Origin of the sequence: Calothrix sp. 336/3, from assembly GCF_000734895.2 — a bacterium.
Taxonomy (GTDB): domain Bacteria; phylum Cyanobacteriota; class Cyanobacteriia; order Cyanobacteriales; family Nostocaceae; genus 336-3.
Map to the genome: position 1 here is coordinate 350,098 of NZ_CP011382.1, position 12,468 is coordinate 362,565.

Genomic DNA, 12,468 nt, shown 5'->3' on the forward strand with positions numbered 1-12,468 from the left:
GTTGGGTTTATTTTCATCGACTTACTTATAACGAGATTCTGTAGGTTATAAGGGTTGCATCCTAACCTACAGAAATTTTACACAATTTCCCTGCAATGATGACTTATACTGGCGGTTGATTCATTGCATCAGTATTTATTTATCTAAAATCAATATAGAATTCAGTCATCTTGGCAAGCTCTTGTTTAGAAAGGCGATCGCCAAGTTCTTTTTTACTTTGCATACAGGAAAAATCCGATGACAACCTCTAGTCTAGAAATCAACAACTTAACCACAGAGCTAATGACAACAACCAGCTTAAACCACCTAGAAGTCATAGAAAACGTCATTGATAGCTTAGAGCAGAATGACAGTGCTATGGTCAATCATCCCGCAGAAGGTGGTTATCTGTGGAAATTTCAATACGGAAGTGTACAAGTATTTGTGCAGTTAACAGGTACAACCGATGAGGATACTATTACTGTATGGTCAGTGGTACTCGCACTACCAGTCCAAGATGAATCTCGATTAATGCGTCGCTTGCTAGAAATGAATTGTTCCACCACCCTAGAATCTCGTTTTGGAATTATCGAAAATCAAGTAGTAGTCATTGCCAGTCGCAACTTAGCCGAATTATCTGCCGGTGAAGTCTCCCGTTTAATTACGATTGTTGCCACGATCGCCGATAATCATGATGAGACTTTACAACAGGAATTTGCTAAAGTCTAAGATATTTGAGATGTGAGATTGGGATTGAAAATTTGCATCAGCAACCATGGCGACTAATTCCCTTACTATCAGCACCTGGAAACATCCAGATGGCAGTTGATCAGTGGTTACTAGAACAGCATATTCTCGGCAATCAACCTTCTATATTACGTTTTTATACCTGGTCGCCATTTGCCATTTCCCTCGGCTATCATCAACGTCAATACCCAGAACACTGGCAAAATTTGACTTGGCAAGGAGAAAAAATAGATATTGTCAAGCGTCCCACAGGTGGTAGAGCAGTGTTGCATCAGGGTGATTTAACCTATGCAGTCATTACATCCGGTTTGGGTGGTGATAGAGTTACCCTCCCCCGAAGCGGTGAACGTCTGAAAACCTACGAAAAAATTTGTGAATTCCTCATCGAAGGATGGCAAAATCTAGGCATCCCATTACACTACGGGATTGCAGGTAGGGGTTACATCCATAACCCCAATTGCTTTGCAACTGCCACAGGTGCAGATTTAGTCACCACCAATAATTACAAATTCATCGGTAGCGCCCAACTACGACGCTCTCACGCTATACTCCAACATGGTTCTATGCGTATTTGGCAAAATCCACAACTCTGTCAACAGGTATTTGCCACAGAAATTACCCCAGATAACTCCATTAATCAAGAGTTGACAATCGCAGAAATTCTGGATGCTTTAATTATGGCAGCCAAAAATTGTTTCTCCGTAGAATTCATCATAGAACCACTATCAGATACAGAATGGGCAGACATTTACAGCAAATTAGACATTTCTGAGGTACAGCCACTGATTGAAAAAAAGTTATGAGTCAGAGATTTACTTATTACTCATTACTCATTCCTCATGGTTTGCCTCACTTATTTCAAAAATGCTGTATCAGCTATTACCTAAACCAAATTGATTTTGATTTTTCATATCAATATTGCACAATGGTTTTTCTAGCTGGAAATTGCAAGTATAGGTAGCCAATAGCTCACCTTGAACGTTAAATACACGCAAATTATACTTATCTTTACGAGTCACACTACCCAAACGATTGACAAAATCGTATTTTTCCAAATAGTCTAAAATCGACCAATATTGCTGATTGACTGCTAAATCTACCCTTCTTTGCTGATTTGTCTCTCCATGATAAACAATCCAATTAGATAATAATTTACTATTCTCTAGGTTTTCTTTTGTCCACCATAGACTAGGAACAGTTGGGGATTCCTGGGAAATAGTATTAGCTGTCGTCACATTCCCTTTGGGCTCCCTCATTAACTTAGCATCTAAGGGTGCAACTAAAGGATTCGGGATTGCAGCTACTTCTGCCAAACTGGGTGCAATCGCAACGGAAGATAATGTCAGAAGGCTAATACTAAATGTTAGACAAAATTGGCGCATAGGTGATGAGTGAAAAAAATAACCGGAATCGTCAGCAAATGCAGAAAGGTGGAGATAGTAGTTGATGATAGCTACTACATACCCTTTTTGAGTTAGCAGTCACCATCATAACAAACAGTTTCTTTACCCATCTCTTTTGACTCCCAGAGACTCAGGGTTGTTTCCATCAGACATAACCCCACCTAGAGCTGATGTAATACCATCTAATGAAAATCATTAGACATATCTATAGAATGTCGATTAAATACAGTGCACAAGTAGGGTGGGGAGCAATAACGCATAATTCCAAGTTCAATCACAATTCCAGCTTATTCGATTTGCTTTCCTAGATACTGGGAACCCTGGGAAATCAGTATTTTTAATTAAAAATTGATATAGCAAACATGAAAATCCTGATTTTTACTTAAGTAAGTCGGTGAGAATAAACCTAACTATGTAACAGATTGTAAAATCGTCAAAACCGTTGAGATTGCTTCATTCCACTTCGTTTCATTCGCAATGACATAGCGTGAATTATTTAAGCCGTTCTACTTAGATAAAATTCATGAATTACATCTACAGCGTTGACATTTGTGTGATTTATACTACGGAATAAACTTTATATTCACTTGAAAAAGTGTCTCTCCGTATTACCAGGATTTTTGTCATCTACTCACCCAGACAAGTTCATAGTAAATTTACTGACATCACTATCGAATCAATTACATAGGTAAAATTTACCGAAATATAACCATTTGTCAAGCATTTTTAATCATATTTTTTCCTCTTCTTAATCTTCAGGTGAAAGAGTGGTAATAAATTAAACAATAGCCGCCTACGCAAACATAGAGTTTGTTGTTCAGATTCATCATGGGGTTAAAGTTGATTTATCAGAAGCATTCTGGCAAATCACAGTAATTATATTCACCGACATTTCCGGGAGATATATCAAGATTTGCTCTCAACATTGAGTCAGCAAGAGATTTTCTCATGGAATCATTTTCGAGAAACAATCAATACCACGGGTGCAAAGGAATCAATAGTAATTATTGATTTTCCGCAAACAAAGTTATCGGGCAAAGCTACCAAATATATAGAACAATGACAAAAGTAACGCTGAAAGGATTCGCTGTTCTTCCCGCAGATACCTTTGCTGAAGGTCCCAACTCTGGTAATTTGATTACAGGCAATACCAACGGTAGAAATGTACCCTTTAAAGGTCAACCAGTTCAAGGTTTTAGCGGTGTTCAAATTGCCGATGATAATTCCTTCTGGTTTTTGTCTGACAATGGTTTTGGGGCTAAAAATAACAGTGCAGATTATCAATTAAGACTTTATCGAGTTGATCCCAGTTTCCGAGGTTCTGAACCAGGGGGAGATGGTACGGTTAAGATACTGGATTTTATTCAATTATCTGACCCCAATGGTTTAATACCTTTCAACATTGTGAATCAGAATACCCCAGAGCGGTTATTAACTGGTGCAGATTTTGATGTGGAATCCTTTGTGATTGCTTCTGATGGAAGTATTTGGATTGGGGATGAATTTGGTCCCTACTTACTGCATTTTGATAGTAGTGGTAAGTTAATTGATGCACCCATTGCCACACCGAATAATGTTAATTTAAATACCCTAGATGGAAAAGCACCCATAGTTATTGGACACCGGGGAGCTAGTGGAGAATTGCCAGAGCATACCCTAGGTGCTTATATGCGGGCAATTGAACTAGGAGCAGATTTTATTGAACCCGACCTAGTTTCTACCAAAGATGGTGTATTAATTGCACGTCACGAGCCAAATTTAATTAATACTACCGATGTGTCAGATCGTCCCGAATTTAGCGATCGCAAGAAAACGAAAGTTATTGACGGGATTGCGGAAGAAGGATTTTTCGCAGAAGATTTTACCCTAGCAGAAATTAAAACTCTGCGGGCAAAAATGCCTCAAAGTTTCCGTCCCCAGGTATTTAACGGGTTGTATGAAATTCCTACCTTTGAGGAAGTCATCAATTTAGTCAAGCAGGTAGAAAAGGATACGGGGAAGAAAATTGGCATCTATCCAGAAACCAAGCATCCTACCTACCATGATTCCATCGGTTTATCTTTAGAAGAACCGTTGTTAGCAACCTTAGAAAAGACAGGTTTCACTGACCCCAGTCGGGTATTTATTCAGTCTTTCGAGACTAGTAATCTCAAGGAATTAAATCAGAAAACTGATATTCCTTTGGTGCAGTTATTAGACGCTTTCGATGTCAATCCGGATGGTTCCTTAATTGAAGTTCAACCCTACGATTTTGTCGTCAGTGGTGATAAGCGTACCTACGCTGATTTACGGACTCCAGAAGGTTTGAAGGAAATTGCTACCTACGCTGACGGGATAGGACCATGGAAACGGATGATTGTCTCTGTCAAGGAAGTAGATGCAGATGGGGACGGAAAAGCAGATGACTTGAATGGGGATGGAGTCATTAATGATGCAGACAAGGTACTCACAGAACCAACTTCCCTAGTTCCAGATGCTCATAAAGTCGGGTTACTTGTACATCCTTATACCTTCCGGAATGAAGGGCGTTATTTAGCATCCGACTACAAGGGCAATCCCAACGCCGAGTTCCAGCAATTCATTAATTTGGGTGTCGATGGATACTTTACTGACTTCCCAGGAACCGGGGACTTAGTTCGTGACCAAATTACCGGGGAATACGTGCTTTCTCCCGATAACCCAGATGTGTTACGCAAGACAACTTTTAATACCCTGGATGGGAACGCACCCATAGTAATTGGACACCGGGGAGCAAGTGGAGAACGTCCAGAGCATACCTTAGAAGCTTACAAGTTAGCGATCGCCCAAGGTGCAGATTTTATCGAACCAGATTTAGTTGTGACTAAGGATGGGGTGTTAATTGCACGTCATGAGAATGCTTTGGCGATTTTGAATGCTGATGGAACTGTGAACACCACAGACACCAGTACCGATATTTACCTGCGTCCAGAATTTGCTCACCTGTTAACCACAAAAATCATTGACGGTAGGACTGTTAAGGGTTGGTTTGCTGAAGATTTAACTTTAGCAGAAATTAAAACCCTGAACGCCATTGAACGTTTACCGGGTTTACGGGGAACCAAGTACAACAACGATAATTTGAAAGTTCCCACCCTGGGAGAAATCATTGACTTGGTGAAACAGGTAGAAAAGGAAACAGGGAAAAAAATTGGTATCTATCCTGAAACCAAACACCCCAGTTACTTTGCAACTACAGGTCAATATTTGGATGGAACTCCCATCAATGTCAGTCTTGGTCAAAAACTCATTGATACCCTTGTTGAGAAAGGTTTCACCGACCCCAAACGCATATATATCCAATCCTTTGAGGTGGGTAATCTCAAGGAACTCAACGATGTCATCATGCCCAAGGCTGGGGTAGATATTCCCCTGGTACAATTATATGGGGGAGCCAATGACAAACCCTACGATTTTGTTCTCAGTGGAGACTCCCGCACCTACAAAGATTTGACAACCCCTACAGGATTAATAGAAGTTGCAGAATATGCAGAGGGTATTGGTCCAAGTAAACGCTTAATTGTCCCTGTCAAGGGTGTGGATGCTGACGGTGATGGTAAGGATGATGATGTTAACGGTGATGGAGTTGTTAATGATGCGGATAGAACTACCACCACACCCACTAGTTTAATTAAAGATGCTCATGCTGCGGGTTTATTAGTACATCCCTACACTTTCCGTAGTGAAGACGCATTTTTAGCCAAAGATTACAACGGAGACCCCAAGAAAGAATACCAGCAGTTTATCGAGTTGGGTGCTGACGGCTATTTTACCGATTTTCCTGCCACCGGTGACTTGGTACGGGATAAATTTGTCGGAACCAACCCAGTTCCAAACCTAGGTAGTTCCAGAGGTTTTGAAGGGATGGCAATTAGTCCCGATCAAACCACCTTTTATCCCCTATTAGAAGGTACAGTAGTTGGAGACCCTGTAGGCTCTTTGCGCATTTACAAATTTGATGCCATTACCAAAGAATATCAGGGATTAGCTGGTTTGTACCGTATGGAAAACCCCAGTAACGCGATCGGGGATTTTACGGTAATTAACCAAAACGAATATTTGGTGATTGAGCGGGATAATGGTCAAGGTGCAACGGCAAAATTCAAGAAAATTTTTAAAGTCAATCTTTCCCAGAAAGATGCTAACGGTTTTGTCGTCAAGGAAGAAGTTGCAGATTTACTGAATATCCAAGACCCCCAGGACTTGAATCAAGATGGTAGCACAACTTTTACCTTCCCCTTTGTCACCATTGAGAATGTTGTCGTCTTAGATGCAAACACCATTCTTGTAGCTAACGACAATAATTATCCCTTCTCCACTGGTAGATCCCCTGCACCAACCATTGATAACAACGAAATTATCGTTTTAGAATTGGACAAACCCCTGAACTTAACCCCCAAGGGTAAAAATACAGACGATACTCTCTACGGTGGGGAAGGTAAGGACGAACTCTACGCAGGAGAAGGTAATAACATCCTTTACGGTGGGGAAGGTAACAACATCCTAGTTGCTGGTAATGGCAATGATACAGCCTATGGTGGTGCTGGTGATGATACCTTCAACCTGGGTAATGGCAACAATAGCATTTACGCTGGGGAAGGTGACAACCGGATTCTAGCAGGGAAAGGTAATGATATCGTTTACGCAGGTGCCGGCAACGATAAAATCAACCTGGGTGATGGAGATAATGTTGTTTACGCAGGGGAAGGTAATAATTACATCTCCACAGGAAGCGGTAAAGACTTAGTTAATGCTGGTGCTGGTGACGATAGAATTTACACTGGTGCAGGTGATGACATCATATATGCTGGAGGAGGGGAAAATACCATTTCCGCCGGCACTGGTGATGATACGGTCTATGCGGGTAGCGGTAGTGATAACTTTATCTTGAGTGGTGGCAAAGGTTCAGTCACGATTTACGGCTTTGGTATCAATGACAAAGTGACTCGCGGAAGTGGCTTGAGCGCGATCGCCAACTTCACATATCGCATCAGTGGAAATGACACCTTAATTAGTGTCGGCGATGACTTGATAGCAACTATCAAAGATTTGCAATTGACTGCTTAGTCTGATTTTTTTATACTCAGTTTTGGGGGATTTTTCCCCCTTTTTAATACAGATATTTAGGACAATATTTAAGATGAACATAGTTGCAAGCATTGATGGAGTTTGGCAAGCAGTCACGAAAAATTTTAGTAATTTAGAAGAAAAGCAAATATTACCCCTGCTCAAGCAATATGGTGTGATGCCACAATTTGCACGGGAGATGATAATTGCGGAGGCGATCGCCACTATTAATTTGACTCCAGAGGAAAGATTTCAACTCTATAAAAACTTCTATCAAGAACAAAAAATTAATACTGATGCAGATGTACAAACATGGTTAAAAGTCCGGGGTTTAGAAACTTCCCAACTCGATTATCTCGTTACCCGTCTAGGAAAACTAGAAAAATTTCAGCAAGAAACCTGGGGAAATAAACTCCATTCCTACTTTCTGCAACGCAAAGGAAAATTAGATCGAGTCGTATATTCCCTATTGCGTGTTGATGACATGGCGATCGCCCAAGAACTATATTTTCGCATTCAAGCAGGGGAACAATCTTTCGGTGAATTAGCCAAGGAATATTCCCAAGGATTAGAAGCTCATACCTATGGGTTACTTGGACCTGTAGAATTATCAGTACCCCATCCCACCCTAGCAAATTTGTTGATGCGTAGTCAACCGGGACAACTTTTAGCACCCACTTCCCTAGAAAAATGGATTGTAATTGTCAGATTAGAAAAAATCATTCCCGCACAATTTGATACGGCAATGCAAAAACGCTTGTTAAATGAATTAATGGAAAACTGGTTACAAACCCAGTTAAAAGAATTTATCACCCAGGTTTAACCTAGAAAGATTTTGCTCACTGAGGAACTTGCCGCCACAAAAGTGTTAAAACTGCTGCTACCATAAATGATAAATTTAGAATTCTCTCTCGTAATCCTAACTGCTTATAATATTTTCCTTGAGCAAAAATTGCTGGGGTTAATAGAGCTTCTAAATGATTAGCGATCGCTTTATTATCTATAGTAGGAGTATCATGTCGTTGTGCATGGTCAGAGTTTTGTTTTGGTCGCTTGGGCATGGTGGGAAACCCAACATTTTTGTGAACTCGCTTAATAACTAAATTAACCGAATAATGCTACCCAATTTTGCTCAAAGTATTCAGTCTTTACAATAGTTTTTAAATGAAGATTTCAACTATTAAAAACTTTAGTAATAATGATAATCAAACAAGGGGGAAGGAGGCGGGCGATTATCATTATTGTTAAAACAATTTTGAGTATTTTAACTGATTGACAAAATCCACTTTGTCTTAACCTGTCACGTATGCACTAGGGTAAATATTGCAACTCGTTTCGGAAAATATTTTCGGCTTCTGCAACTGTTTTAACTTTACGTTTAGTTAAGATACTGCTGGTATTTTCTAGTACCTTGTATCCTTTTGTGTCTCTTTGATAAAGAATTGCCACGGGTAAAGGGCGATTACTTTTTGGACTTTGAGAATATTCAGTAATCAAAAGTATCCCATCTTCATTAGGTCCACTAAAATCTAATTGTAAAAATGATACCGCTTTTAGCTGTCGAAAATTCCAGGATTTGACTTGCTGGGATTGAGGGAAAGTATAAAGTAGTTTATTATCTCTGACTAAGTGCAAGGTGAGGCGATTTTTCGGTAATGATTCTTGTACAGGAACGAATAAACAAGAGTTACATTCTGGTAATTTGACTCGAAAGGTATGATTAAAAATTATTTTCTTTTGGGGTAGAGCTTGTTGAATTTGTCTAATTTCTGACTGGGTAATTTTTGTGGGTTTGACTTGTTTATCTTGTGAAGATTGGGTGATAGTCTGATTCTTGATATCTGCTTGACTAATGTCAGCGAAGACAGACAAAGATGCCAGTAAAGTGAAACTACATAGGAAAGAGGAAAAAAAGTATTTATACATAACGACAAAATTAGTTTGTAAAAAAATGGCGTTGTTAACCTTCAGCACGAATTAAAATATGTACACCGGAGTGTTAAGCAAACCTGGGAACCAAAAATCTGATGGCAGAGTCTTCATTCTAGGATTTGCGGGGTTCATACTTGAGATTTAGCAACGCCAAAATTCCTGAATCGGTAAATTATGTATATAGACTTCACAAGGAATATTCCCCATTCCTGAATAATTCTGTAAAAGAAATCATAAATAGTGTTTCCGAATTTGTAACCACTACAGTTTTCTCCATCATCCCCGATTAAATTGGAAGCATCTAGATAGGAAAATTTATGATGTTAACAAAACATAATTTTTTAGCGGTGATGTTCACTCTTGTACTCACCACTCAACCGATATTACAACCGACTGTAGTTGCTGCTCAACCACCAGTGAATACCAGCGCAAAGGTAGCAGATAAATTACCCAGTAAGCTACTGCGTGTGATTCAAAGGGATATTCAAAAACGTTTTAAAGTGTCTCCCCAAACCTTGCGATTAACTAACGCTCGTCGTGCAACCTGGGATAGTTGTATGGGTTTAGCTCAACCCAATCGTCTGTGTACACAAATAGCTATTTCTGGTTGGCAAGTGATTGTCAGTAATAAGATTCAAAATCGTTTTTGGATTTATCATGTAGATGATAGTGGAAAACGGTTAGGATTTAATTCTACAGCCAGTTCACCCCGTGTTGGGCAAACTTCCATACCCAATTTTATCAATCCCCAAAAAATTATTCCGACATCCAGTAGCTCTGTAATTTTTCAATCAGCACAAATCACCGGATTTTCCCCACAATATTACGCTTGGGAATTAACCTCAGATGGTGTATTGACTCGTCGCACAATTACCCAGAATCCTGGGAAACCGGAAAAAATCAAACAATTAACCCAGGAAGAAGTACAGCAATTTATTAGTGTTTTAGAAAAAAATTCCTTCTCCCATTTTAATGGTTTAAGTTATTTAAATATGGGCGCGATCGCCGCCGATGCAGCCAGTTTTCAGTTATCCTTTGGTGGCGCTACTGTAGAATATACCAATCCAGGAAAATTAGCTCCCATAGTTTCAGCTTGGGAAAACTTAATTTCCAGAAATTAGATACATATTGGGTATTCCCTTTTCACCTTTCACCCTCACTTCAATCCGGTTTCCCTCTACCTGTAATACTGACACCGCAAGGATTCCCGATGCTGGTTGTGTAGCATCAAAGAATTTACCATCAGGTAATGCCATCACCGCATTGGGAATTTCTAAGACAATAATATTACCACCCTCAAAGTTAGGTTTCGGTACAGCTAACTGCCCAGATTTGGTAACTAAATGGACTTCAAAGCCTTTCCGTGTCTGACGTAATTTTACCCCAGTCACCTGGATGGGTTCTGTCATTTGCTGGGTTGTTCTCTGGGAAGGTGTTGTGAATATTACCTGAGCATGACTACTTTCATCTTGCCAGCTAGTTACTATCCCTAGGCAAAGAGCAATATATAACTGAAATTTTAAGCTTTTCAGGAAAGCTTTTGCATTTGGACGGGAAATTCTCATATCCTCAAAAATAAGGGTTTCATCCTTTATAGTGCAAACTTTGATACTTTCCATGAAAAAAAATCAACTCAAACAGAAACTGCACAACGGTGAAGTTGTTCTTGGTATGTTTATGAACTGTGCATATCCAGCATTTGTAGAAATCTGCGGACATGCGGGTTTTGATTTTGTCGTGATTGATATGGAACATAGTCCCCTACATACCCTTGCTGCGGAAGACTTGTGTCGTGCTGCGGATTCCGTGGGAATTGCGCCTGTGGTACGTGTGCGTAAGAACGATGCACCCCAAATTCAACGCGCTTTAGATATTGGCAGTACGGGTGTACAGATACCCCAAATTGAAACCAAAGCAGATGCGGAAGCTTGCGTACAAGCAGCTAAATACAGTCCCCTTGGTAAACGGGGTTTATCCTTTGGTACTCGTGCAGCAATGTATACATCTGCGGGTACAAATATTACTGATAGTTTGAATGCAGAATCCTTGGTGGTGGTGCATATTGAGGGAAAACAGGGAGTGGAGCAAATTGCAGAGATTGTCAGTGTTCCCCATATTGATGTGGTTTTTCTAGGTCCCTATGACTTATCCCAATCTCTGGGAATTCCTGGGCAAGTTGGCGATCGCCGAGTAGTGGAATTAATGCAGCAATGTATCACAACTATCCGCAATGCAGGTAAAGCTGTTGGTACATTTGCAGATAACCCAGAAACTGCCCAAAAATGGATAGATGCAGGTGTGCAATATATCGGTCTGGGTGTGGATGTTAGTGTTTTTTATCGTGCTTGTGCTGGTTTGATGAAAACTATGCGGAATTAATCTCCTCAGAAATGTATTTTGTTTCAGAGGTGTTCTATATACCACGAAATGGTGTTTTTTGTAGTCTACTAGACGACATTAAGGTAAAAAATATCTATACTGGAAATATAAACCTCTGACAACAGAAAATTACAGGTATGCACCTGTAGAGGGGGATTTCTATGCAACGAGTTTCTACCGCTACGGAATTAGAATATGCTTTTCTGTTCACGTTAAGAAAGGTAAATTCCATTGATGCTGAAGGTTTGCAACCATTTTTCCAAGAATTGCCCATAGACCCGTATATTAAGGGTAATTACCGTTTGAGGCGACTATCCAGATTTACCGTTGATGGAGATAATTTAATTAAATTGCCCCACGGATATCTCTATCAACCAAAGCAATATAACCCGTTAATGGGTGATATCAAAAGGGAATTTGCAGAATTAGAAGATACACTCGTAGAGCAAGACGCATTCAAACATTTAGTTTTAGCATTTAGTGATTCCTGTAAGTTGCACCCAGAGGCAGAAATTGGAGTACATCAAATTAGAACTACCTGTTCTCCCGAAAGTTTTGGTAATCCTGCACCGGAAGGAATTCACCGAGATGGAACAGATTTTATCGGTATTTTTGCAGTCAATCGTCAAAATATTGTCGGTGGAGAAACCCATTTATATGTAGAGAAGAAAGAAAAGCCAGTTTTTAATAAGATTCTCCATCCGGGAGATTTACTCTTAATTAATGACCATGAATTTTTCCACTATACAACCCCCGTGAAGCCCATGGATAATTCTATGGGAGTGAGAGATGTATTTGTATTAACTTCTCCCAGTTTGTTGTTTGATTAATTTCACATAATTTTGATGGCTATCGCTTTGCGGAACGGAGTTCTATCGCGTCATAGTTAATAAATCTAAATACCCTCTAACCCAATGATAAAAATTGGGTTTTTTTATGCCAT

9 protein-coding genes and 2 pseudogenes are annotated in these 12,468 nt (G+C 39.8%); 7 read left to right on the forward strand and 4 right to left on the reverse strand.

Annotated features, from left to right (window positions below):
* Positions 1–237: 237 nt before the first annotated feature.
* Positions 238–708, forward strand: coding sequence for a YbjN domain-containing protein (locus IJ00_RS01475; RefSeq protein WP_035149315.1), 471 nt, complete (start codon positions 238–240; stop codon positions 706–708).
* Between the two features lie 32 nt (positions 709–740).
* A complete protein-coding gene (locus IJ00_RS01480; RefSeq protein WP_035158283.1) occupies positions 741–1,529 on the forward strand; it encodes a biotin/lipoate A/B protein ligase family protein in 789 nt (262 codons plus the stop codon).
* Between the two features lie 69 nt (positions 1,530–1,598).
* Here the strand turns inward: IJ00_RS01480 and IJ00_RS01485 are convergent, their stop codons facing one another.
* Positions 1,599–2,108, reverse strand: coding sequence for a hypothetical protein (locus IJ00_RS01485; protein ID WP_035149319.1), 510 nt, complete (start codon positions 2,106–2,108; stop codon positions 1,599–1,601).
* 1,080 nt (positions 2,109–3,188) lie between these two features.
* Between IJ00_RS01485 and IJ00_RS01490 the strand changes: the two are divergent.
* Positions 3,189–7,214: pseudogene (locus tag IJ00_RS01490) on the forward strand (glycerophosphodiester phosphodiesterase family protein); the annotation flags it as partial.
* A gap of 73 nt (positions 7,215–7,287) precedes the next feature.
* Positions 7,288–8,037 (forward strand): peptidylprolyl isomerase, encoded by a 750-nt coding sequence (locus tag IJ00_RS01495; RefSeq protein ID WP_035149321.1) that lies wholly within the window; start codon positions 7,288–7,290, stop codon positions 8,035–8,037.
* A 25-nt stretch (positions 8,038–8,062) separates the two neighbouring features.
* On the opposite strand, the pseudogene IJ00_RS01500 reads toward IJ00_RS01495, so the two are convergent.
* A pseudogene (locus IJ00_RS01500) lies at positions 8,063–8,218 on the reverse strand (IS4 family transposase); the annotation flags it as partial.
* A 307-nt stretch (positions 8,219–8,525) separates the two neighbouring features.
* Positions 8,526–9,086: a hypothetical protein gene (locus tag IJ00_RS01505; RefSeq protein ID WP_144415961.1), complete on the reverse strand. Its 561-nt coding sequence runs from the start codon at positions 9,084–9,086 to the stop codon at positions 8,526–8,528.
* A 377-nt stretch (positions 9,087–9,463) separates the two neighbouring features.
* Here IJ00_RS01505 and IJ00_RS01510 point away from each other — a divergent pair, with 377 nt between their 5' ends.
* Positions 9,464–10,267, forward strand: a complete 804-nt coding sequence (locus IJ00_RS01510) for a hypothetical protein (RefSeq protein WP_035149329.1) — start codon at positions 9,464–9,466, stop codon at positions 10,265–10,267.
* Here the strand turns inward: IJ00_RS01510 and IJ00_RS01515 are convergent.
* Positions 10,250–10,711: an AMIN domain-containing protein gene (locus IJ00_RS01515; RefSeq protein WP_144415962.1), complete on the reverse strand. Its 462-nt coding sequence runs from the start codon at positions 10,709–10,711 to the stop codon at positions 10,250–10,252. The two genes, IJ00_RS01510 and IJ00_RS01515, sit on opposite strands and share 18 nt — an antisense overlap.
* 52 nt (positions 10,712–10,763) lie before the next feature.
* On the opposite strand from IJ00_RS01515, the gene IJ00_RS01520 reads away from it, so the two are divergent.
* A complete protein-coding gene (locus tag IJ00_RS01520) occupies positions 10,764–11,525 on the forward strand; it encodes an HpcH/HpaI aldolase/citrate lyase family protein (protein ID WP_035149333.1) in 762 nt (253 codons plus the stop codon).
* Between the two features lie 161 nt (positions 11,526–11,686).
* Positions 11,687–12,355, forward strand: a complete 669-nt coding sequence (locus IJ00_RS01525) for a 2OG-Fe dioxygenase family protein (protein WP_035149335.1) — start codon at positions 11,687–11,689, stop codon at positions 12,353–12,355.
* Positions 12,356–12,468 lie beyond the last annotated feature (113 nt).

Coding starts and splice junctions, on each gene's coding strand:
- IJ00_RS01475 (WP_035149315.1), top strand. CDS start 238: ATGACAACCTCTAGTCTAGAAATCAACAACTTAACCACAGAGCTAATG.
- IJ00_RS01515 (WP_144415962.1), bottom strand. CDS start 10,711: ATGAGAATTTCCCGTCCAAATGCAAAAGCTTTCCTGAAAAGCTTAAAA.
- IJ00_RS01525 (WP_035149335.1), top strand. CDS start 11,687: ATGCAACGAGTTTCTACCGCTACGGAATTAGAATATGCTTTTCTGTTC.
- IJ00_RS01520 (WP_035149333.1), top strand. CDS start 10,764: ATGAAAAAAAATCAACTCAAACAGAAACTGCACAACGGTGAAGTTGTT.
- IJ00_RS01485 (WP_035149319.1), bottom strand. CDS start 2,108: ATGCGCCAATTTTGTCTAACATTTAGTATTAGCCTTCTGACATTATCT.
- IJ00_RS01510 (WP_035149329.1), top strand. CDS start 9,464: ATGATGTTAACAAAACATAATTTTTTAGCGGTGATGTTCACTCTTGTA.
- IJ00_RS01495 (WP_035149321.1), top strand. CDS start 7,288: ATGAACATAGTTGCAAGCATTGATGGAGTTTGGCAAGCAGTCACGAAA.